The 22,694-nt window shown below is 41.9% G+C and carries 19 protein-coding genes and 1 pseudogene; 17 read left to right on the top strand and 3 right to left on the bottom strand.

Translation table 11 applies throughout. From position 1 onward, the window contains the following. Window positions 1-195 precede the first annotated feature (195 nt). The 5 genes and pseudogenes from LIT25_03845 to LIT25_03865 all read left to right on the top strand — a co-directional run bounded on the left by LIT25_03845 (window position 196) and on the right by LIT25_03865 (window position 5,015). The gene (locus LIT25_03845) at window positions 196-1,926 is read left to right on the top strand and encodes a phospho-sugar mutase (protein USK34513.1); all 1,731 of its coding nucleotides are present in this window, start codon (window positions 196-198) and stop codon (window positions 1,924-1,926) included. A 76-nt stretch (window positions 1,927-2,002) separates the two neighbouring features. Further along, window positions 2,003-2,317: pseudogene (locus LIT25_03850) on the top strand (SDR family NAD(P)-dependent oxidoreductase). 399 nt (window positions 2,318-2,716) lie between these two features. Further along, window positions 2,717-3,817, top strand: coding sequence for a GAF domain-containing sensor histidine kinase (locus LIT25_03855; protein ID USK36149.1), 1,101 nt, complete (start codon window positions 2,717-2,719; stop codon window positions 3,815-3,817). A gap of 12 nt (window positions 3,818-3,829) precedes the next feature. Continuing rightward, a complete protein-coding gene (locus tag LIT25_03860) occupies window positions 3,830-4,471 on the top strand; it encodes a response regulator transcription factor (protein ID USK34514.1) in 642 nt (213 codons plus the stop codon). 16 nt (window positions 4,472-4,487) lie between these two features. Then, window positions 4,488-5,015: an NAD(P)H-dependent oxidoreductase gene (locus LIT25_03865; GenBank protein ID USK36150.1), complete on the top strand. Its 528-nt coding sequence runs from the start codon at window positions 4,488-4,490 to the stop codon at window positions 5,013-5,015. A gap of 94 nt (window positions 5,016-5,109) precedes the next feature. On the opposite strand, the gene LIT25_03870 is transcribed toward LIT25_03865, so the two are convergent. Next, a complete protein-coding gene (locus LIT25_03870) occupies window positions 5,110-5,361 on the bottom strand; it encodes a YhdB family protein (GenBank protein ID USK34515.1) in 252 nt (83 codons plus the stop codon). 192 nt (window positions 5,362-5,553) lie between these two features. Between LIT25_03870 and LIT25_03875 the strand changes: the two genes are divergently transcribed. The 11 genes from LIT25_03875 to LIT25_03925 all read left to right on the top strand — a co-directional run bounded on the left by LIT25_03875 (window position 5,554) and on the right by LIT25_03925 (window position 17,442). Further along, on the top strand, window positions 5,554-6,258 hold the full coding sequence (locus LIT25_03875) for a DUF421 domain-containing protein (protein ID USK34516.1): 705 nt from the start codon (window positions 5,554-5,556) through the stop codon (window positions 6,256-6,258). A 142-nt stretch (window positions 6,259-6,400) separates the two neighbouring features. Continuing rightward, the gene (locus LIT25_03880) at window positions 6,401-7,756 is read left to right on the top strand and encodes a DUF1446 domain-containing protein (protein USK34517.1); all 1,356 of its coding nucleotides are present in this window, start codon (window positions 6,401-6,403) and stop codon (window positions 7,754-7,756) included. Beyond that, the gene (locus LIT25_03885; protein ID USK34518.1) at window positions 7,753-8,064 is read left to right on the top strand and encodes a DUF4387 domain-containing protein; all 312 of its coding nucleotides are present in this window, start codon (window positions 7,753-7,755) and stop codon (window positions 8,062-8,064) included. Before LIT25_03880 ends, LIT25_03885 begins: the two co-directional genes overlap by 4 nt. Window positions 8,065-8,075: 11 nt before the next feature. Further along, the gene (gene rbsK, locus LIT25_03890; GenBank protein USK34519.1) at window positions 8,076-8,978 is read left to right on the top strand and encodes a ribokinase; all 903 of its coding nucleotides are present in this window, start codon (window positions 8,076-8,078) and stop codon (window positions 8,976-8,978) included. Next, complete coding sequence (locus LIT25_03895) at window positions 8,968-9,870, top strand: ABC transporter permease subunit (protein USK34520.1); 903 nt, start codon at window positions 8,968-8,970, stop codon at window positions 9,868-9,870. Before rbsK ends, LIT25_03895 begins: the two co-directional genes overlap by 11 nt. Window positions 9,871-9,879: 9 nt before the next feature. Continuing rightward, a complete protein-coding gene (locus tag LIT25_03900) occupies window positions 9,880-10,758 on the top strand; it encodes a carbohydrate ABC transporter permease (protein USK34521.1) in 879 nt (292 codons plus the stop codon). Between the two features lie 33 nt (window positions 10,759-10,791). Beyond that, window positions 10,792-12,249, top strand: a complete 1,458-nt coding sequence (locus tag LIT25_03905; GenBank protein USK34522.1) for an extracellular solute-binding protein — start codon at window positions 10,792-10,794, stop codon at window positions 12,247-12,249. 283 nt (window positions 12,250-12,532) lie between these two features. After that, window positions 12,533-14,635 (top strand): ADP-ribosylglycohydrolase family protein, encoded by a 2,103-nt coding sequence (locus LIT25_03910; GenBank protein USK34523.1) that lies wholly within the window; start codon window positions 12,533-12,535, stop codon window positions 14,633-14,635. Between the two features lie 20 nt (window positions 14,636-14,655). Next, entirely contained in the window at window positions 14,656-15,699 is a 1,044-nt protein-coding gene (locus LIT25_03915) for a LacI family transcriptional regulator (GenBank protein ID USK34524.1), read from the top strand. Then, window positions 15,696-16,832 (top strand): ADP-ribosylglycohydrolase family protein, encoded by a 1,137-nt coding sequence (locus LIT25_03920; protein USK34525.1) that lies wholly within the window; start codon window positions 15,696-15,698, stop codon window positions 16,830-16,832. The genes LIT25_03915 and LIT25_03920 overlap by 4 nt, the downstream gene beginning before the upstream one ends. A gap of 154 nt (window positions 16,833-16,986) precedes the next feature. Continuing rightward, window positions 16,987-17,442 carry a hypothetical protein gene (locus LIT25_03925; protein USK34526.1) on the top strand — a complete coding sequence of 152 codons (456 nt, stop codon included), beginning with the start codon at window positions 16,987-16,989 and terminating at the stop codon, window positions 17,440-17,442. 1,001 nt (window positions 17,443-18,443) lie between these two features. On the opposite strand, the gene LIT25_03930 is transcribed toward LIT25_03925, so the two are convergent. Then, window positions 18,444-20,363 (bottom strand): hypothetical protein, encoded by a 1,920-nt coding sequence (locus LIT25_03930; GenBank protein ID USK34527.1) that lies wholly within the window; start codon window positions 20,361-20,363, stop codon window positions 18,444-18,446. 154 nt (window positions 20,364-20,517) lie between these two features. Then, on the bottom strand, window positions 20,518-20,955 hold the full coding sequence (locus tag LIT25_03935; GenBank protein ID USK36151.1) for an Rrf2 family transcriptional regulator: 438 nt from the start codon (window positions 20,953-20,955) through the stop codon (window positions 20,518-20,520). Between the two features lie 188 nt (window positions 20,956-21,143). On the opposite strand from LIT25_03935, the gene hmpA reads away from it, so the two are divergent. Continuing rightward, window positions 21,144-22,358 (top strand): NO-inducible flavohemoprotein, encoded by a 1,215-nt coding sequence (hmpA, locus tag LIT25_03940; protein ID USK34528.1) that lies wholly within the window; start codon window positions 21,144-21,146, stop codon window positions 22,356-22,358. Window positions 22,359-22,694 lie beyond the last annotated feature (336 nt).

Below are 22,694 nucleotides of genomic sequence, written 5' to 3' on the forward strand. Positions count from 1 at the left end.
TTCTTTAGATTTTATTATTTTAAAATTGAATTTTTTTAACAAAATTAAAATATCAGCAAGTCCCAATATGTGTTAAAATAAGCCTTGGAATCGACTGATTTCTATTTTTTACATACGAATTTAGGCAGGAATTGTCTAAATAATGAAGAAATAATTACAAAACACTTACAACCCTAAAATTATTGGAGGTACATTATGAGTTTTGAAAAAAGCTATCAGCGCTGGAAAAGCAAAACAGATTTAGATTCAGAATTAAGACTTCTTTTATCAGATTTAGAAAATAACGATAAAGCGCGCGAGGATTGCTTTTACAAAAACTTAGAATTTGGAACAGGCGGCATGCGCGGGGAAATAGGACTTGGAATTAATCGCATGAACATATATACTGTCCGAAAAGCATCTGAAGGTCTGGCGCTTTATATTGAGTCTTTCGGCAAAGAAGCGAAAAAACGCGGAGTGGCGATTGCTTATGATTCCCGCCATAAATCACCGGAGTTTGCAATGGAAGCTGCAAAAACTCTTGCAAGCCATGGCATTCAAACATATGTCTTTGAAGAACTGCGCCCGACACCTGAGCTTTCGTTTGCTGTACGGTATCTAAACGCGTTCTCCGGCATTGTCGTCACAGCAAGCCATAATCCTCCTGAATATAACGGCTATAAAGTATACGGCGAAGACGGAGGACAATTGCCTCCTGCAGCAGCAGATGAAGTCATCGCCAAAGTAAACGAAATTGAAGACGAACTAAGCATCCAGGTGAAGGATGAAGCAGAATTAAAAGCAGCAGGGCTTATTAAAATGATCGGAGAAGAAATTGATTCCGCTTATAATGACAAGCTTGTAACGATCTCTGTGAATCCGCAGCTATCTGAAGAAGTAGATTTGAATATTGTTTTTACTCCTCTTCATGGTACAGCAAATAAGCCTGTTCGACGCGGCCTTGATGCACTTGGCTATAAAAATGTAACCGTTGTATCAGAGCAGGAGCTGCCTGATCCAAACTTCAGCACAGTCAAGTCTCCAAACCCTGAGGAGCATGCAGCATTTGAGTATGCCATCCGTGACGGCAAAAAAACCAATGCGGACTTATTGATTGCAACAGATCCTGATGCAGACCGCCTTGGAATCGCCGTGAAAAATTTAGAAGGAGAATATGTCGTTTTGACGGGCAATCAAACTGGGGCCATTCTTCTTCACTATTTATTATCCCAGAAAAAAGAAAAGGGCATCCTGCCTGCCAATGGAGTTGTTCTGAAAACCATCGTAACTTCAGAAATCGGCAGGGATGTAGCGGCGTCCTTCGGTTTAGATACAATCGATACACTGACAGGCTTTAAGTTCATCGGTGAAAAAATCAATGAATACGAGCGCACCGGTCAATATACTTTCCAATTTGGCTATGAAGAAAGCTACGGCTATTTGATTGGGGACTTTGCACGTGATAAAGATGCTGTACAAGCAGCAATCTTAGCTGTTGAAGTGGCAGCTTATTATAAAAAACAAGGCAAGACGCTTTATGAAGGTTTACTCGAAATTTTTGAGCAATACGGCTATTACCGTGAAGGACTTGAGTCATTGACACTTAAAGGGAAAGATGGAGCTGAACAGATTCAAAGCATTTTAACTTCATTCCGCAGCAATCCTCCTCAGACGATGGGAGTTAAAAAAATTGTGACGATTGAAGATTATAAAGCAGGAACCCGCTTCAACGCAGAAGCTAAAACGACAGAAGAGATCACGCTGCCGCCGTCTAACGTTCTTAAGTACTATTTAGAAGACGGATCATGGTTCTGCCTGCGTCCATCCGGAACGGAGCCGAAAGCGAAATTCTACTTCGGTGTAACAGGAGAAACACTTGCGGACAGCGAACAAAAGCTTGAAGCTCTTACTTCTGCCCTTATGAAAAAAGTAAACGAATTGATCTAATAAGGAAGCTATTTTAAAAAATGCAGCTGGAAAAGGTGATGGTCTTTTTCAGCTGTTTTAATGGGAAAGAGGTTTTATCATCTCATCTGATGTCGGAAGATACACGATTGCAAATGGTTCAGCGTATACAGCGACTAAATATGCGGTTCAAGGCTTTTCAGGCTCACTGGCTCAGGAAGTGCGCGAATACGGCATTCGCGTAGGCACAATCAATCCAGGCATGGTCGATTCCTATTTCAACAATGGAGTACAGGGCGCGGAGGAGAAAAAAGACTGGCTTAAAGGAAAAGACATTGCAGACGCAGTTGTCTATATGGCAAGCGCGCCAAAGCATATGATCATTGATGAAATTGTCGTTCATCCGCTTGTACAGCAATATCCGATTTCGTGAAATCCGCTGATTCAGCGGTTTTTTTTTACGTTAAGATATTGATGCTACTTGAAATTTTTTCTGATTTCTAATTCTAACACTAGTGCGGGAACCCATATTCACACAGGATCAGGCCCTTTCTATAAGGATTTGACATTTGGCATTTTAGTTGCTGCTCAGATGAAGTTCAACAAACTTGAAGTTCTATAGCGTAAAATGCAGTTTTATCAGTGAAAGTAATGATTTTATCAGTTTTACCGCAAAAACATGATTAGGGAAAACATATTATCCAGCCCAATTCTCCATCTAAAGTCTGAGAAAAAATCAGTCACATTGAGAAGGCAGCAAAAGGGGAAACGCTGATATACTATCAATATAAACACTGTGAAGGAGAAAGATATGTCCAACGATGAAAAACGCATTTTGGAACTGCAGACGCTAAAGACAATCGCTGAAACACTTAATCAGTCAAATGATCTCGAACAAATGCTTGATGACGTTCTTAAGAAGCTTCTTCACGTAACGGGACTCGAAACAGGCTGGATCTTTCTTATTGATTCAGATAAACAATATCGATTAGCTGCGGACCAGCTGCTTCCGCCTGCACTTGAAACAGAACATAAAAAAGCAATGTGCAGAGGGGATTGCTGGTGCATCGATAAATTTGCGGACGGCCGTTTAAACAAGGCTGCAAATATCATAAACTGCAAACGTTTAGAAGACGCGGAGCAATTTGAATGGGGCGAAACGAATGAAATTACCCATCATGCTACCGTTCCGCTTAGAACGGGGAATGAAAAAATCGGATTATTAAATGTTGCTTCTCCAAATAAAACTAATTTCTCGACCGAAGAGCTTGCCTTGCTCGAAGCTGTTGCTTTACAAATAGGGACTGCCATGAAACGGATGAAGCTTGTTGAAAACGAACAGCATCTTGCTCTAATTGCGGAGCGGAACAGGCTGGCACAGGATTTGCATGATTCCGTCAATCAGCTTCTCTTTTCAATTATGCTGACAGCAAGAGGTTCAAAGGAATTGACAGAAGATCAACAGATGAAAGAGATGCTGTCATATGTTCAAGATCTCTCACAGGAGGCTCTTTCAGAAATGAGGGCTTTAATCTGGCAGCTTAGACCTCAAGGGCTGGAAAATGGGATTGCATCAGCGCTGATGAATTACGCGAAAGTATTGGGCCTAGAGCTTGAAACGGATATTCAGGGTGTTCAAACTCTCCCGTGTGATGCAGAGGAAGCCTTGTGGAGAATCGGTCAGGAAGCGTTAAATAATTGTAAAAAGCATGCACAAATAAAAACTGCTGCCATTCGCATACACCGTTCGAAAAATGAGGTAATCATGACAATTAAAGACCAGGGAGCAGGTTTTTCTTACAATGAAAAATTGCCGCTGCCTTCAATGGGGCTTCAGGGAATGAAAAATCGCGTCCAAAAATTAAACGGCACATTTCAAATAACCGCCGGAATAAATAGAGGCACGGAAATAGAAGTGAAAATACCAATTTAAGGGGGCATGAACATGGGAATTCGCCTGTTAATTGCTGACGATCACAAAGTGGTCCGAAGAGGGCTGCATTTCTTTCTCTCTACCCAAAAGGATATTGAGATTGTCGGAGAAGCTGAAGATGGGGAAGAGGCTGTAAAGATGGTGCGCACGCTGCTGCCAGACGTGATATTAATGGACCTCTCCATGCCCATCATGAACGGAGTAGATGCAACAAAAGAAATCCGCACATTCAACGAACAGATAAAAATCATTATTTTGACGAGCTACGCCGATCAGGACCATGTGATCCCAGCCATTCAGGCCGGAGCATCCGGCTATCAGCTCAAGGATGTCGAACCGGATGAACTTGTTCATACGATCAGGGAAGTGCTGAAAGGTGAAAGCAAGCTTCATCCCAAGGTCACATCCCATGTCATGTCCCATTTGATGCAAACGAATCAAAAAGATGAAAAGCTATTGACACCGCTTACGAATCGGGAGAATGATGTATTAAAGGAAATTGCAAAAGGAAAAAGCAATAAAGAAATTGCCGCTTCTTTATACATCACAGAAAAGACTGTAAAAACACATGTGTCAAATATTTTATCCAAGCTGTCGCTCTCTGACCGCACACAAGCTGCCCTGTATGCAGTCAAGAATGGCTTGGACAAATAAGAGAGGAAGAATGAAAATGAAATTGCTTGTTATTAATGGAAGTCCAAGAAAAAAAGGAAGAACCCGTCTCGCATCAGCATTTATTGCTGAAAAATACGGAGCAGCGCAAATCGATTTAAGTGTTCTGAATCTCCCAATGTTTAATGGAGAGGAAGACCAGGAAAAGCTTGATGCAGTTCAGGAATTGAAAAACCAGGTGAAAGCAGCTGACGGTGTCATTTTATTATCACCTGAATATCACAGCGGCATGAGCGGCGCATTAAAAAATGCCATTGATTATTTAGGCAGTTCTCATTTTGCACATAAGCCCGTTGGCTTAATTGCAGTTGCCGGCGGCGGAAAAGGCGGGATCAATGCTCTGAATAATATGAGAACCGTGATGAGGGGAGTTTATGCAAATGCCATACCAAAACAGCTTACCCTTGATCCGATCTGTTTTGATTATGAAAACAAAAAACTTCTTGAAGATTCAGCGGTGCTAGTTGACCAGTTACTCGAGGATCTTAAGATGTATGTAGAATTTTATATACAAAAGCAAAAGTAAAATGGAGGGGATTCCCTCCATTTTTTATTTGAGCAGAGCTATTTATTCGATTCCATTTTCTAGCTTCTCCGCCTAACAAGTCGGTTCCGCTTTTCTATGTCAAATAAGCATACTCCGCATCTTCTAACTCATGTCCTGTTTCTACTGCGTGATCGATATAGCGAAGGAGTGAATATAATTTCTTTTCGACTTCTCCGTAATTGTTTTCGAAATTGTATGCGTGCAGGAACTGCTCAATCCGTTTTGAGAGCATATCATCTTTTGTGCGCACCATCAAAATCAAAAGATTATCCCACTGTGATCGGTGAGTATAATATAAGGCTTTGTCGTAATCGACTGTCTCCACAAACATTCCTCCCTTTAAGGAGATATGTTTATTTTGTGTGAAACGGGCAATGATTTTCTGTGTAAAAGTTGGAGGACCTTTGCTCATCAGCTTGGAAGTGTTTCCCCGGGATAATTGTTCTGTAAGCGGCTCATAAACATCTTTGTTCAGGAGAAGAATAATGATTAATCACCTTATTAGGAAGTGTAAAGAATGGATTTTTTTCATGGTCAGGAAACTCTTACATCCATTCAATGGATTCTGAGAGCAGTTTTTGCTTTTTTCTTTTTAGCCTTATCCGCTAAAGTCATGGGCCAGAGATCGATTGCCCAGCTGCGGCTCCTTGATTTCGTGATTGCACTCATTATTGGCAATATCATGGCTCATCCGCTTTCTGATGAAGGACTTGGACTAAAAGGTTCAACAATCACGATGACCGTTTTAATTATTTTGTATGCAGCGGGCGTATTTATCAGTCTAAAGTGGCATGCGTTTCGCATATTTCTTGATCCACCCGCTTTTCCTTTAATCACAAATGGCAAGATCTTTTATAAAAACTTGAAAAAAGCAAGATTAACCATTGAAGATTTGCTTTCGGAGCTTAGGAAACAGCAGATTGAAGATCCTGAAAAAGTTGCCGCAGCCCTTTTCGAATCAGACGGCAGGATTTCCTGTTTTTTAAAAGCGGATCATCAAACCGTTACGAATCTTGATCTGAATTTAGCCCCGGCTCCTTTCGATCTACCTGCAACCATCATCAGAGAAGGCAGCATAAATAAGCAAGAACTTCAGCGTTTTGGGAAGGATGAAGAATGGCTGGTCACTGAACTTAAAACCGTTCACCAAAAAAAAGTGAATGAAATTCTCCTTGCCATTATGGATCAGAAGGGCAGTCTGAGGGTGTTTCTATATTCATAATGTCTCCTTTAAAAAACTTTAAATGAAATACAAAATTTTTAAAAAAATGGACATACCAATAAAAATCCGGTTTTACTAATAATATGTAACCGGTTACATATATTTGGTAGTGCATAAAAAATTGAATTTCAAGGGGGATGGCATGAGCAAAGAAATCCGGATTTTGTCACCATGCGGCATGCTTGGATACGGTTTTCCGCTTGAGAGCTTTCAGAATGGCATGAAAAAGAAGCCTCATGCGATTGTTGTGGATGCCGGTTCTACAGATGCAGGACCGCATAAATTGGGGGCAGGTGTCGGCATCGTTTCAAAAAGGGCTGCGAAAAAAGATCTGAAGATCCTCATTTCTGCTGCTTTGGACAATCACATTCCTCTTATCGTCGGTTCAGCGGGAGGAGCTGGTGCAAAACCTCATGTTGAATGGACATTGGATATAATGGATGAAGTCCTGTCAAATAAGAAAACCAGGCCTAAAGTTGGTGTCATTTGGGCGGATTTTGATAAATCGTACATCAGTCATGCCCTTAATGAGGGGAGAATGGAGAAAATGAGTCCGAATGTGCCCGATTTAACTCATCTTTCTTTAACTGAAACTCATTCAATTGTTGCCCAGATGGGACATGAACCCATTTTAGAAGCGCTTCATCAGGAGTGTGATCTTATCATTTGCGGGAGAGCGTTTGATCCATCTCCGTTTGCGGCTGTTGGCATTTTTCACGGCATGGATGCAGGCCTTTCTTATCACTTAGGAAAAATATTAGAATGCGGTGCCTTATGCGCTGAACCTGGAACGACGAAGGATTGTATTCTCGGTACAGTTAAAGAAAGCTCGTTTACTGTTCAGGCTTTAAATCCAATCAGAAAATGCAGTACAACAAGCGTGGCAGCTCATACCTTTTATGAAAAAGATCATCCTTATCTACTCCATGGTCCGGGATTTTTATTGGATTTATCTCAGTGTGAGTTTAAAAATGCAGGCGAGGATTTAATTGAAGTATCAGGCAGTAAATATGTTCCTTCAAAGGATTACCGTGTGAAGCTTGAAGGAGCGAGAGTGAAAGCATACAGAACATTTGTCCTTGCAGGGGTTCGTGATCCGGTTTTACTTAAAAATATCGAAAGAATTGAAGCGTCTGTAAAAGAAGAAGTAATGAGCCATTATAGGGATATCCCTGAACATACTTATCAAATCAACTTTTACCACTATGGAAAAAATGCCGTATTAGGAGAAAGTGAGAGCGAACCCTTTTCAGGTCATGAAATTGGTCTTGTATTTGAGGTTGTCGCAGATACTCAAGAAGCAGCAAGCAGCATATGTGCAACGCTGCGCTCCACTTTTTTGCACTACGGCTATGAAGGAAGAAAGTCGACAGCCGGGAATCTGGCCTTTCCTTTTGCTCCAAGCGATATTGAGTTTGGACCTGTATATGAGTTCTCAATCTATCATCTTATGAAACTGAATAAAGGTGAGATGCCGTTTCAATTGGAGGTTCTATGACAACTTTAGGAGAATACTCAAAGGTGCTTAGAAGCAAAAACTCCGGTCCATTTGAAATCACGCTGGATGTTTTATTTTGCAAAAGCGATGATTATTTTCATGTGAAGCATTCAAACAAAATCACCGGGGACGCTATTTGCAGGCTCTATCGTCTTAAAGCGGAGGAGCTGAAGCATATCGTTTTTTTTGATCAGGCGCTTGGATTCAAGATTACCTTTTTCAGAAGCCATTCGTCCGGATCTGTGTTTGACCGCGATGTGTATGGTGCGCAGCAGCATGCCCCATTAATGAATCTTGAAATAGATTAGGAGATTTGACTATGAATAAAATAGCGGTCATTGGCAGTTTAAATATGGACCTGGTTGCCGTAACAGATATTTCTCCTAAAATGGGAGAAACCGTAATAGGGAAGGATTTTCATATGTTTCCCGGCGGAAAGGGAGCCAATCAGGCAACCGCAGCTGCTAGGCTCGGCGGCTCAGTCAAGCTTTTTGGAACGCTTGGAGACGATCAGCACGGAAAGTTTCTGCTTCATCAATTAGAAAACAATAAGGTAGATGGATCAAGCATTCAAATGCGGCGCGATGCACCGACCGGCTGCGCAATAATTGAAATCTGCGAGGCTCAAAACCGGATCATCGTTGTCCCGGGTGCAAATGCAAAAACGGATGAAGCTTATTTGCAGAAAAAAATAGATGATCTTTTAGAAGCTGATGTCATCTTAATTTCAATGGAGATTCCGATGCAGCCGATAGAATACATCATCAAAGAGCTTGCCGATCACGGAAAAATCATTATTCTGAATCCTGCCCCGGCTGTTCCATTATCTGATGAGATAATCAGCCTTTGCACATACTTGATTCCAAATGAACATGAAGCAAAAATTATTTTTAACAGCAAGTATGAAGAAGCTGAGGCTTTGAAAAAGTATCCAAATAAGCTCCTAATTACAAAAGGAGAACAAGGCGTCACCTGCTTCAATGGACAGGAAATGGAAACTGTCCAGGCCATCAAAGTAAATCCAGTTGATTCAACAGGTGCAGGTGATACGTTTGCAGGTGCATTTTCTTACGCGATTTCAGAGGAAAAGCCTCTAAAAGAATGTATTCAATTTGCGGTGATCGCTGCAGGCTTAAGCGTTGAAAAACGAGGGGCGCAGAGCGGGATGCCGACCGCAGCAGAAGTAAAAGAATATTGCAGCAGGGCTGCTGATGATGATTAAACAAAAATTAGCGCTCATGCGCAAAGACTGGGTATTATACCTCATGATTTTCCCTGCCCTCCTGTACTTTGCTGTCTTCCATATTGTGCCTTTGATCGGCATGAAGCTTGCGTTTCAGGATTACAGGATTATTGGTGACAATGTGTGGGTTGGCATGAAGCATTTTAATGTCCTGTTTGATTCACCGGCGTTTTTCTCCGTGCTGAAAAATACGATCATCATCAGTACGATGAAAATCATTTTTGTCTTTCCAATTCCCATTATTCTTTCTCTTCTCATCAACGAGGTGAGAAACATGCCTTACCGGAAATATGTTCAGTCGATTGTTTATTTGCCTCATTTCCTGTCGTGGGTTGTCATAGCAGGGATTTGGATCAGTCTGCTGAGCCCTGTAGACGGCGGAGTGAACGTAATCAGGAATTTCTTTCAGCTGCCTTCGCTTGACTACATGACAAGCAAGGATCAAATACGCTGGGTGCTCGTCTTTTCTGAAATGTGGAGAAGCGCCGGCTGGGACTCGATTATCTATTTAGCGGCGATAATGAAAATCAGTCCTTCCCTGTATGAAGCGGCACGCATGGATGGAGCATCTGGCCTGCAGCAAATGAGGTATATTACGCTGCCTGAAATGAGCAATACGATCATTACGGTCTTTATTCTGAATTTAGGTTTCTTTATGAATGCAGGCTTTGATCAGGTATTTAACTTTATGAATGATTCCGTTATCAGCGTTGTCGATATTCTGGACACATATGTATACAGAATCGGAATTCTGAACGGTCAGTATGCTTACGCTACAGCAGCGAGTCTCTTCAAAGGCGTAATTGGGGTCGTTCTTATTTTCGGCACTCATTTCCTTGCAAAACGGCTGACCGGGAAAGGGGTATGGTGAGGAATTCCTATGAAAACATTGAAACTGTCTAAAATCCTGCTTTACTCAGTCTTATTTTTAATAACGCTTACAATGATTATTCCAATTGTGAATTTGCTTGCCATGTCTCTTACAGCACCTGAGAATGCTCACAAAATGACGGGGCTTTCTCTGATTCCGAAAGGATTTTCGCTGATTAATTATCAAATTCTTCTGTCCAATCCGCTTATCGTGAAAAGTTTGTTCAATTCAATTTTCATTACTGTTTCGGGTACTTTGCTGAATCTTCTTCTTACTGCACTGGCAGCCTATGTTTTAACAAGAAAAAGGCTTGCCGGCAGAAAGTTTTTTATGGTCATCCTGATTTTGATCATGGTTTTTGAGCCGGGCTTAATACCTGAATATTTAGTTGTAAAGGATCTTGGACTGCTTGATTCCTATTTATCTCTTATTCTCTATAAAGCCATCAATGTCTATTACTTGTTTATTATGATGCGATTTTTTGAAGATGTGCCCGAAAGCATACTCGAAGCAGCGAGAATCGACGGAGCAGGTCACATGAATATATTTTTCAGAATTATGCTGCCGCTGTCAAAGCCGGCACTTGCAACGCTGGGCTTATTTTACGCCGTCTTTCATTGGAACGAATTTTTCAGAGCGTCCATTTATCTTACGGACCCGGGAAAATGGCCTCTGCAGCTTGTTCTCAGGCAATTCGTTGTTGAACGGGATAATGCTTCATTAGTCGGAGTACAGACCCTTTTAGAGTACAAAAGTGTGGCCAATCTTGATTTTGGCTCGCTGCAGGCAGGTACGATTATGCTTGCCATAGTACCCCTCTTAATCATGTATCCCTTCATTCTGAAGTTTTATGCAAAGGGTGCATTAGAGGGTGGAGTAAAGGATTAGAAAGGCAAATTCATGATATAAAGGAGAATGGCAATGAAGAAACTTTTGCTGATTATGCTTGCAGGTCTATTTGCATTTGCTGCAGGCTGCTCGGAAAAAACAGAAACGGCAGAGAAAAACGAGGATGGTTCTACTGTAATCCGCATAGTCATGAAGGATGAAAATCCGTCGAATCCTGTTTCAGCTGCTTATTTTGAAGCGCTGGAAAAAGGATTAAAGAACGATGAGAATCTGAATGTGAAATTTGAGCTTGTAGAAATGCCACAGGGAAACTATGCAGAAAAACTGAATTTGCTTCTGCTGAGCGGTGATATTCCGGACATGATTTATTTCCAGGGGGGAGATCAGCAGATTGCAGATCAAGATTTGCTGGAAGATTTAACGCCTCATATCGAAAAATCGAAGTATTTGAAGGACAGTCTTGAGCCGTGGAACGAAAAGAGACTTGAAAATTATCCGTACTTATTGTGGGTGAAGCCTCTTTCTCAGAAGACGCCAGTGATCAGAGGCGATTGGTTTGAAAAAATGAAATCGTCCAAAGTGCTAGCTGCCGATCCTACGATTGATAACTACTATAATTTCTTTAAAGAATTAAAAACGAACCCTCCAGGCGGAGCAGGAAAACCTTCGTATGCTTTTACGGCTGCTGGAGATCTCGAGGAACTGAATGCCATTTTCAACATGTCGTTTGGCATTACCTCTTCATGGCTGAACAGCGGCGGGCAATTTGAGCATTACAAAGTATCGAAACAGGAGAAGGAGAAGCTTGCATTCTATCAAAAGTTATACAAAGAAGGTCTCCTTGATCCAGGCTATATCACGAAAGAATGGGATACAAAAGAAAAAGCCTTTTATGATGGGGAGGCTGGCGTGATTGTCGGTACCGCGGGCAAAGTCATTGATATCTACAATGGGAAAATGATGCAGACTAATGGCGAAAATACCGGGGTGAAGGTATTGCCGCCTGCTAAAGGGGAAGGCCAGGGATTTGGCGCTGCAGATGTCACAAAAGAAGCAAGAGGAGTAGCGATATCCTCACAATCAGAAAAGAAGGAGCTTGCATTTAAAATTCTAGATTACCTGGCAAGCCCTAAAGGACAAATGATTGACCGCCTTGGTTTTGAAGGGGAGCACTATGTGGTAACTGACGGAAAAATAGATCTTACAAACACGTATTATGAACAATGGTTTGCGAGATTCTGGGAGCCATCTGAATTTAAACCCGAAATGCCGCTTGAAAAGCCGCTGCTTGGAGAAGCGGCTGAGGAATCTTTAAATATGGTCAATGAATTCTACAAGGAAGATAACCTCTTTATTTTGCCTGAGGAATATATCGCAAATTGGGATGCAATGGAGAACCTATATAAAGAATATGCAACTGACATCATCACGGGAAAGCGTCCGCTTGAGGACTTTGATGCATTCGTAAAAGAATGGAATGCTGCAGGAGGAAAAGAGATTACAGAATATGCAAACAAGCAATTGAAATAGAAAAAGAGAGAGATTCTGAATTCGGGATCTCTCTTTTAAAATATAGGAGAATAAAGTTTGGCTCATCGATGGCGCGCGGAATCGCCCAACTCCTCGGCCAGAACAAATCCTCAGGAAAAGTCAAACTCGGACTTTTCTGCCGGATTCTTATCTGTCTGCCTGCGCTAAACGGGCGATTCCGTTTTTCCTATAAAAAACATAGAATGATAGCCTATTCCCAGACGTAAGTTAGAAAGAACAGCAGGAATTACAGCGAAACTGAAATGGGAGAGGGGAATGGCGGTTGATTCCTGGAGATTATCTTGAGCGTGTGTATGTAGGGTTTCTTGGAATGAATATTGGAATAAGGCTCGGAGCGCCGGTTGAGCCTTTGGAATGGACATTTGAGAGAATCGAAGATGTGTATGGTGATATAAAAGGATATCTTAAAGAATATAACACCTTTTCTGCCGATGATGATGCGAACGGACCAGCTTTTTTTATCAGGGCTCTATATGACGATGCAGCTGACCGTGAGCTGACGGCCGAAGATGTCGGACGCGCATGGCTGAACTACACCCGCCAAGGGATCGGGATGTTCTGGTGGGGAGGAGAAGGGATCAGCACGGAGCATACGGCATATCTGAATTTGCAGAGAGGAATTCTGCCTCCTCAATCAGGATCTGCAGATCAAAATGGTTTAACGCTTGCGGAACAGATCGGCGGGCAAATTTTTGTCGATACTTGGGGGCTGCTTTTTCCGGGAGACAGCGAAAAAGCGGCTGATTATGCAGCCAAGGCGGCAAGTGTCTCGCACGACAAGAATGGTATATACGGTGCGAGATTTATTGCTGCATGTATTGCGGAGGCCTTTCATGCAGAGAGTATCCCGGAAATCATTTCAAATGCTTTAAAAACCATTCCGTCTGACAGCACCTACGCCAAAGTCGTTAACGAAGTAATTGATTTTCATTGGGAGCATCCCGAAGACTTCAGAGCCTGCAGAATGTTTTTGGAGGAGAACTGGGGGTACGATAAATATCCGGGTGTCTGTCATATTATTCCTAATGCAGGTGTTTGCATTCTTGCGCTTTTATACGGAAATGGAAGCTTTGAAAGAACGATCGAAATCGCAGCCATGTGCGGCTGGGATACAGATTGCAATGCAGGCAAGATCGGGACGATTGCAGGAGTATGGAATGGAATTGAAAAAATACCGAATCATTATAGGAAGCCGATCAATGATTTTATTGTACTATCAAGTGTCTCGGGATATTTGAACATCATGGATATTCCTACATTTGCAAAAGAGCTTGCCCTGCTCGGCTATAGGGTGTCAAAGCAGCAGGCTCCAAGCGGTTTGCTGAAAAGCTTCAAAGAAGAGCACATCTATTTCGACTTTACCCTTTCAGGATCGACGCACGGCTTTCAAACAAATTTTCCTTTCAAGACATTCATCAGACACAGCAATGAAATCGGTTATGAAACAAATGGGGCCCTCGAAATATTCATTGACCGGATGATAGAAGGCGAAGCAAGCAAGGTATTCTATAAGCCTTTTCACAGAAGAAAAGACTTTAATGATGAGAAGTATAAACCGTCGTTTGCCCCTAAAGCCTGCAGCGGCCAAAAGGTCAGCATGCAGATTTATTGTGACAAGTGGCAGGGTGAAGATTTTTTTGTCACTCCGTATGTGAGAAATACGTTTAATGAAGGGGACATCAAGCTTCAGCCTATCAGGCTGATCAATCAAGCGTGGAACGATATAGTGTTTATTATTCCAGAGACAGACGGCGCAATCATCGATGAGGTCGGAGTGATGATAGAAAGTCCATCTCCGCTTTTAAACCGGTCATTTGGGAAGCTATTTATAGATGAGTTTCAGATATCAGGAAAGGCGAATTATAAAATAGATTTCAGCAAACAGGCAATAGAGTTCCAATCTGTCACACCTTTTGCCCATCACAAGGGTGAAGCAAGCCTCGAACACAGAAAAATGAGGTGCAAGTCTGAAGATGAGTGCTCTTCTTTTACAGGGAATTATTATGCCAAAAACTATAAGTTCGCAGCCGCTGTTCAGCCGCTCAGCGGCGTTCAGCACATGATGATCCTCAGGGCGGAGGGAATCTTCCGGCATTACAAAGCCGGGTTTGACGGGCAGAATAAGGTTTCTTTGGTCTTAACCGATTTTGGCATGAAAAGACTGATAGAAGTGCCATATAAGTGGACCGCTGGGGTGGAGTACTGGTTTGAAGCAAGCTGTGAGGGAGACATGATTGAGTTTTTCATAAACGGCAAACGGATTTTCCAAGTGGAAGATGATCGCTTCAAGCGGGGAATGTTTGGATTTTCTGTCCTTGGAAAAGGCGAAGCTCTTCTGTCAGATATAGAAGTGAAGGAACTATAGGATCATCAGGGGGAAATCACTTGAGGGAGAAGAAAGTAACCATTCGGGATGTGGCAAGGAAAGCGGATGTTTCAGTTGCCACCATTTCCAGATATCTGAATAAAAAAGGATATGTCAGCCATGCAACAGAAAAAAGAATTCAGTCTGTCATGGAGAATTTGAATTATAAACCAAATGAAATTGCAAGAGGTCTTGCCAGGCAAAAAACGAATACAATTGCCCTGTTTATTCCTGATCTCAGCAACCCTTTCTTTCCCAAGCTTGTTCAAGCAATCGAAAAAGAAGCAGCCCGCAAAGGATACAAAATAATCCTGGTGCCTGCCGGTTTTAAGGAAATGACGGGTGTCTTTATGTGGGAAAGCTTTGAAAATATGTATATTGACGGGTTTATTTTCGCTCCCTATCAGCTTAAGGAGAAATCAATTAAGCTTCTGAAGGAAAAGAAGATTCCATTTGTGATTGTTGACCGTGCAGCCAATGTAACATCCGCAAACTCAGTGGCAGTCGATCATTATACAGGTGCAAAGCTTGCAGTCTGCCACCTGTTGGATGTCGGCTGCAGAAAGATTATTCACATAGGCGGACCGAAACAGCTCATTCCATCAAATGAGAGGCTGAGAGGTTATGCGGATAGTGTAAAGCAATTTTCCAGGGAGCACCCTGTGATTCATTATGAAGGTGATTACAGTCTTGAAAGCGGGAGGCTGCTGACTAAGGTGGCGCTGAAGCAGCATCCTGATGCAGATGGATTTTTTCTCGGAAACGATTTAATGGCAATTGGCTGTTTGAAAATGCTGAAGACTCTTAGGAGAAAGATCCCTGAAGAGATTGCTATTGCCGGTTTTGACGGAATTGACCTCACGACCCTTGTAGAGCCCGAGATTACAACGATTGAGCAGCCTGTGTATGAAATTGGACTGGCTGCAGCAGGCAAGCTTATTCAATTAATTGAAGAGAAAACAGGAGGGAATGAGGCATTTCCGAAGCTTGCATTAAAACTTCTGGCAAGAGCCTCCACACTTGGTTTTAAGGGAAAGACCATCAGTAAAGGAGAGGGACAATGACGGAGCGGATGCTTGAAAAAATAGAAGGTGTTCTTTATGGCGGTGCTATCGGTGATGCAATGGGTTCACCGACAGAGGGGCTGCTGCCTGAAGTAATCAGGGAGAAATTCGGTGTTGTAACATCATTTCGGGAGCCGGCAAGTGATGCGTGGAAGGAACCAGGCAACATGAGGCCTCTCGAAAAGGGAAACGGACACATAACGGATGACACATTAATGGTAGAGGCGCTGCTTAAGGTATATGAAAAAAAGCGAAGGCATTTAACAGCTTATGATATAGCAGAAGAACTAGTGGAGGAAATAGCTGAAAAGAAGGTCTACATTCCTGAGCTGCGGAAGGAAGCGCCTATTATTACAAGACTTTATTATCCAGAGCAGTATCTCTTTCTAAGGCACAGGCTTGCAAATGCAGATCCCCGAGAAGCGGGCATCGGCAATATGGTGAACTGCGGAGCTGCCATGTATATGAGTCCTGTCGGAATGATGAATGCAGGAGATCCTGAACGAGCCTATCACGAAGCAATTGATCTTGCCGGGGCTCATCAAACAAGCTACGGCAGGGAAGCAGCCGGTGTAATGGCAGCTGCTGTTGCTGAAGGCATGAGCGAAAACGCGACAGTGCAAAGTATTCTAAAAGCGGCACGGACGCTCGCTAAAGACGGTACAAAGCTTGCCATTGAGGCAGCGCTGGGTGCAGCAGCTGTCCATTTGGATGTTCTCGAAGCAAGAGAGGATCTAAGACGGGCTATTGAACCTTTCGATACAGTGAAAACTTTTTCTGATCGTAAAAAGCAGGGAAAAGGAAATGCCAACACACCGAGCAGAATTCATTCCATTGAGGAATTGCCGATAGCCCTGGCTTTATTTTTGGTAGCAGGAGGAGACACGATGAAGACGATCATAGGCGGTGTGAATTACGGCCATGATTCAGATTCTATCGCAAGCATGGGCGGAGCGATCGCAGGATCATTAAATGGAAAATCCTCATTGCCTGAAGAGCTTATGAAGGAACTTGATGCTGTTAATAAACGTTCGTTCAAAGAACTATCAAAGACAGCATATGAAACAGCCATGACTGTGATCAAGAATGACAAAGCTTATTTTGAAAAGAGGATAAACAGGATCGGCTTATAATAAAATAGCCGCAGCCAGATAGAATGCTGCGGCTGAATCTTTCTCGGCAGTTCCAATTTTATGGGGGGTATCCACTAAATGGATGTAAATAAATGTGTAGTCTGTATGAAGAGGGGGTAAAGATTAGTACAAACCTAAAGAAAGAGGTACAGCGATGAGAAAACCTACCATTTACTTTCTGTCATACTTTAACTCTTGCAGGAGCATAATTGCAGAAGCATGGGCAAAAAAACTGTTCTCAAGTAAATGGCAAATCGAAAGTGCTGGTCTTGTCACATCACGAGCCGACCATGCTTGCGTAAAGGCCATGAAAGAAGTAAATATGTTTATTGAAGACCTTGACTCGGATAAAATTAACCTGGAACTATTAAATAAAGCATCAGTAGTTGTTCAAATGTACGATTACAAACAGGAAAAAACACCGCCTGTTGAAGAAGGGAAGAATGTTTTTTCGTGGAATCTGCCCAATCTGTCCATGTATTCATATGAAAGTGACGAGGAAGAATTTGCCCACTATCAGGAACTTTGTGATGACATTGCCATGAGAGTGAAAAACCTCTATGAGAAGGTTGAAGGTAAGACATTGAATCATACCGGTTTTGTGATGTAGTGCACGGAAAAAAAGCTTGGCAGCTGCCAAGCATACATAGTTTAAGCTAAGACTTGTTCAACCGCAGACACTTTATCCATCGCCGCTCCGGCATTGATGAAGCTTAGGCTCATCTCTGCTCTCCATCCCTGTAAGAATGGGTTTTACTCCAATCAGACCTATTGAAAGGATTAACTTTTCCAACCTTTCCACCACCATCTCACCAGACCTTATATACTCCCGAAAAGTCTACGATCAGCGTGTTTAATTTCAGCTGTAAGGCACGAGATAATGATTGTTCAATTAAAACAGTGCGTATAACACCGTGAATCAAGCAAACTCCGGTTTTTGGGTACTCATACAGTGCGTATGACACTCGGAAACAGTCAAACTTCGGTTTTTGGATACTTATACAGTGCGTATGACACCGTGAATCAAGCAAACTTCGGTTTTTGGGAACTCTTACAGTGAGTATGATACCCTGAAACAGTCAAACTTCGGTTTTTGGGAACTCATACAGTGCGTATGATACCCTGAAACAGTCAAACTCCGGCTTTTGGGAACTCATACAGTGCGTATGATACCCTGAAACAGTCAAACTCTGGATTTTGGGAACTCATACAGTGCGTATGACACCGTGAAACAGTCAAACTCCGGTTTTTGGGAACTCATACAGTGCGTATGACACCGTGAAACAGTCAAACTCCGGTTTTTGGGTAATCATACAGTGCGTATGATTCCCTGAAATAGTCAAACTCCGGTTTTTGGGAACTCATACAGTGCGTATGACACCGTGAAACAGTCAAACTCCGGCTTTTGGGAACTTATACAGTGCGTATGACACCGTGAATCAAGCAAACTTCGGTTTTTGGGAACTCATACAGTGAGTATGACACCTTGAATCAAGCAAACTTCGGTTTTTGTGTACTCATACAGTAAGTATGACACCCTGAAACAGTCAAACTCAGGTTTTTGGGTACTCATACATGGCGTTAAAACATACATTTTTTAACGAAGTTCCATTACTGCGCACGGAGACCATTTTCAAACATATATACCAAACCCTGTTCAAACCCTGCTGCCCATACCTGCATCCCGTGGCCGCCGTTTAATATTCTGAGTTCAGCCGGGCTTCCGGGGACAGGCTCCCATTTCTCAAAAGGCCGATTAAAGACATTCGATCTGTGAAGGAACTGATAGGAGGTGACTGCCTGAACTTCCATATTGTATTTGTAGGCATCCTCAGGCAGATCCTCTTTTTCACTTATATGATTCCAGTCATCGTCTCCGGTCATAATAAACACCGGCACTTCGAAAGGCTGCTGTCCGTATGCTTCAAGAGCTTGAGGATAATTTAACGAGTCCCATCTTGCAGCATCAAAGGGATCTCCAAATGAACCTCGTTCAACTGCGCCAGATGTTTTAGGCGCATCGAAAGCCTGTATGGCAGGACTTAATAGTGATGTTCCGCCGAAGAGGTGTGGATAAACAAGAGAGTAGCGCAGTGCTCCATATCCTCCCATTGAATAGCCGACAAGCCCGCGTCCATTCCTTTCTGGAATCGTTTTAAAATCCATATCTATTTTCTTTATCAAATCGTTTATAAATGCAGATTCCGTATTTCCATATTTGAGTGAATTCACCCAATAGCTGTTGCCTGTCACAGGTGCAACAGCCATGACGGGTTCAATCTTTTTATCTTCAATCATTTTATCTAAAATTGGCCAGAATTTGTCCCAGCTTTTTTCATCTCCATAAGAACCATGAAGCAAGTAGAGGACGGGATATTTTTTTTCAGCAATTGGATTATACTCTTCAGGCAAATAAACGACATACTTCAATTCATCGTTCCCTGGTGTTTCATCTTGGATCAGACTTGGTGCATTGAATGAATAAGTATTTACAGTTCCTTTCTTTTCAGAGCTGTAGCTGTCAGGGTCATAGATTGGAGAAAATTCAGGACTTTCAGTTTTTCCGAACATATACTTTAATCCTTCTTGAAATCCCTTCAGCCAAACATCAAGTCCATGGCCGCCACCTATGATCCTTAGTTCTGCGGGACTTGAGGGAACATCTTCCCACTTTTGAAAGTCTATGCTGAACAGGTTTTTCCTGTGGAGCTCCTGATACAGCTGCACAGCCTGAACCTCCATATTATATTTATAAGCATCAGGAGGAAGATCCTCTTTTTCACTCAAATGATTCCAGTCATCATCTCCTGCTACTATATAGACTGGGACCCGAAAAGGCTGTTTTACGTAACTATTGATTGCAGTCGGGTAATTGTTTGCATTCCACAAAGCAGGATCATATGGTTCTCCGAAACTTCCTCTTTCAACTGCCCCGGATGTAGAAGGAGGCTCTGTGTTTTGAATGGCAGGGCTTAAAAGGGTTGCTCCTGAAAACAGATCAGGATAAACCATTGAATATCTGAGTGCCCCGTATCCGCCCATTGAATAGCCGGAAATAAATCTGCCGCTGCGGTCTGCAATAGAATTGTATTTCTTATCGATATGCGGAATTAAATCATCTATAACAGCGCTTTCATAATGGCCGTGCTTTTTAGAGTTTACCCAATAGGAATTGCCCGCTGCTGGGACTACGGCAATAAGCGGCTCAATTTCTTTTTTTTCGATCATTTCGTCAAGCTTTCCAAAAAAATCATCCCAGCTGTTTTCATTTCCTTCGCTGCCATGCAGCAGATAAACGACCGGATATCCTTCTGAGCGTTTTTTATCATATCCTCTTGGAAGATAAATCTTATAGGTGAGCTTATGGTGCTTTGGCCGCTCATCTTTCAGCAATGCTTTGGAAGTGATCGATTCAACAGCGGTTTTGCTTGGGGGCACATACGGATTTTTTGCTGCAGTGAAAGAAGGAATTGTTAAGTTGATCATGAAAAAGACAAAAAGAAGCACAAGCCATACTTTTTTGTTCCCCACTTTGGATCCTCCTTTAGAAATATTCCACTTATTAGCTTATTTAAATTCTCCTGAATTGATAATATAAGATACTGGATATATTTACAAACTATTCTGAAAAAATAGCTCCAGATTGTCTATGCAAATAAAAAAACTGCCCTATCAGCAGTTTTCTTCACGTGTTATTTAATAATCGAACCAGCATCGGTTTGTTTTTAACCAGGTCTGCAAGCGTATATCCGTCAAGTACTTCAAAGTAGGCCTGCAGCGCTTTATGAAGCACCCCTTTTAATGTGCAGGCAGGGGATATCGTACATGCATTTCGTCCAGGATCGAAGCATTCCACAAGGCTGAAGTCGTCTTCGGTTTGACGGACAATGAACCCGATATTGATTTCTGAAGGATCTTTCGCCAGACGAATGCCGCCGCCCCGACCTCTTATCGTTTCAATTACATTTAATTTGCCAAGCTCATAGGTTACTTTCATTAAATGATTTTTTGAGATTTGATAGGCTTCTGCTATTTCTTTTATATTGGATAGATTATCTTTTTCTTTTGTTGCCAGATAAATCAGCACCCGCAAAGAATAATCTGTATAGTTTGTTAATCGCATAAATGTCACATCGCCCCATTACATGAAGTACGTCTATCTTACCACAGCAGCAGAGACTTTATGAAAAGTTAAATTTCAATTGTGACAATTTTTCTAAAGATGTATTCGAAATATTGCTTTAAGAGTTTTTTCGATTTAAGATAAAGATGTATTTAAAATACTACTTTAACACGAAGGGAAGCATCGAAATGCTTACTCAAAAAACAATCGAAATTATTCAATCTACTGTTCCCGTATTAGAAGAAAAAGGTGTAGAAATCACATCTGCTTTCTACAAAAATCTATTTGAAAGCCATCCTGAGCTGCTGAATATTTTCAATCATGCCAATCAGAAAAAAGGAAGACAGCAGACTGCCCTTGCAAATACGGTATATGCTGCAGCAAAACACATTCATCAGCTTCATATGATACTGCCGGCAGTGAAACAAATTGCACATAAGCATAGAAGTCTAGGAGTAAAAGCGGAACACTATCCAATTGTTGGAGAACATTTGCTTAAGGCCATAAAACAAGTTCTCGGAAATGCTGCAACGCCTGAAATCATAAATGCCTGGGCTGAAGCATATGGCGTCATTGCCGATGTTTTTATCGAAGCGGAAAAAGAATTATATGATGGCGCAGATTGGTCTGGATTCAAGCCTTTTAAAGTCGTGCGCATTGAGAAAGAAAGTGAATCGATCTCTTCTTTCTATTTAGAGTCAAAAGATGGCCTGCCAGCTTTCAAGCCAGGCCAGTACATTTCCGTAAGAGTCAGCATTCCGGGAGAAACGTATACGATGAACAGACAATATAGTTTGTCAGGCAGCAAAGATATGCCGCATTTAAGAATTTCAGTAAAACGAGAAGGCGGTCCAGAGACTGAAGCAGGGAAGGTGTCCAATTATCTTCATGATCATATAGCAGTCGGAGATAAAATCGAAATCAGTGCTCCTGCCGGTGAATTTACATTAAGTGAGGCTGCTGAAACACCTGTCACATTTATTAGCGGAGGAGTAGGCATCACTCCATTTATGAGTATGCTGCGCACTATTGCAGTTGAACAGACAGAGCGGGAAGTGACGTTTGTCCATGCAACACAAAACAGCAGCACACATGCATTTGTAAAAGAAACAGCATCATTAGGTGCGAAGCTGCCTAACAGCAGAATGTTTGCCTTTTACAGCAGCCCGTTAAATCAGGATTTGACAGATCTATGCTTTTATAAAGAAGGCTTAATTTCTAAGGATGATTTGGAGCGTATTCTGGAGAATAAAGAAGGAGATTTCTATATTTGCGGACCTGTGTTATTCATGAAAGCAATGATTCAAAATCTGCTGTCTCTAGGGGTTGAAAATGAAAAGATCCACTATGAATTCTTTGGGCCGGCAATGGACTTAAAGACAGACGTTCAAACCGTTTCTTAATGTCATAAAACGTTACAATCCTTTCTCGTTGACAGAATGACGCCAAACAACTTAACATAGTTAAGTATTTGAAAATGAAATGCCTGATGCAGCAGTTTATTATAGAAAGCTTCCTTGTTGTGACGCTTGTTATGACAATCATTTGGCAAAAACAAACGCTAAAGCAAAATATGTATGTAAAGCCTGAACGAGTTTAAATAGAGTGAAAAGCATGAATCCTGCCATAAGGATTCATGCTTTTTTATTTGTACCCGGAAATTTCTAATCTGAGTGCTAAAAAAGAAAGATACACTTAATAGAAAGAATAATGGCACATTATAAAATATAATTAAATCA

It is taken from the genome of Bacillus sp. F19, assembly GCA_023823795.1.
In the GTDB taxonomy this organism is placed as follows: domain Bacteria; phylum Bacillota; class Bacilli; order Bacillales; family Bacillaceae; genus Bacillus_P.

What these genes read in the sequence shown, in the direction of transcription:
- LIT25_03865 (USK36150.1), top strand. Translation starts at nt 4,488, where the DNA reads ATGAAATTGCTTGTTATTAATGGAAGTCCAAGAAAAAAAGGAAGAACC.
- LIT25_03900 (USK34521.1), top strand. Translation starts at nt 9,880, where the DNA reads ATGAAAACATTGAAACTGTCTAAAATCCTGCTTTACTCAGTCTTATTT.
- LIT25_03905 (USK34522.1), top strand. Translation starts at nt 10,792, where the DNA reads ATGAAGAAACTTTTGCTGATTATGCTTGCAGGTCTATTTGCATTTGCT.
- LIT25_03860 (USK34514.1), top strand. Translation starts at nt 3,830, where the DNA reads ATGGGAATTCGCCTGTTAATTGCTGACGATCACAAAGTGGTCCGAAGA.
- LIT25_03895 (USK34520.1), top strand. Translation starts at nt 8,968, where the DNA reads ATGATGATTAAACAAAAATTAGCGCTCATGCGCAAAGACTGGGTATTA.
- LIT25_03935 (USK36151.1), bottom strand. Translation starts at nt 20,955, where the DNA reads ATGCGATTAACAAACTATACAGATTATTCTTTGCGGGTGCTGATTTAT.
- LIT25_03925 (USK34526.1), top strand. Translation starts at nt 16,987, where the DNA reads ATGAGAAAACCTACCATTTACTTTCTGTCATACTTTAACTCTTGCAGG.
- rbsK (USK34519.1), top strand. Translation starts at nt 8,076, where the DNA reads ATGAATAAAATAGCGGTCATTGGCAGTTTAAATATGGACCTGGTTGCC.
- LIT25_03845 (USK34513.1), top strand. Translation starts at nt 196, where the DNA reads ATGAGTTTTGAAAAAAGCTATCAGCGCTGGAAAAGCAAAACAGATTTA.
- LIT25_03885 (USK34518.1), top strand. Translation starts at nt 7,753, where the DNA reads ATGACAACTTTAGGAGAATACTCAAAGGTGCTTAGAAGCAAAAACTCC.
- hmpA (USK34528.1), top strand. Translation starts at nt 21,144, where the DNA reads ATGCTTACTCAAAAAACAATCGAAATTATTCAATCTACTGTTCCCGTA.
- LIT25_03880 (USK34517.1), top strand. Translation starts at nt 6,401, where the DNA reads ATGAGCAAAGAAATCCGGATTTTGTCACCATGCGGCATGCTTGGATAC.
- LIT25_03875 (USK34516.1), top strand. Translation starts at nt 5,554, where the DNA reads ATGGATTTTTTTCATGGTCAGGAAACTCTTACATCCATTCAATGGATT.
- LIT25_03920 (USK34525.1), top strand. Translation starts at nt 15,696, where the DNA reads ATGACGGAGCGGATGCTTGAAAAAATAGAAGGTGTTCTTTATGGCGGT.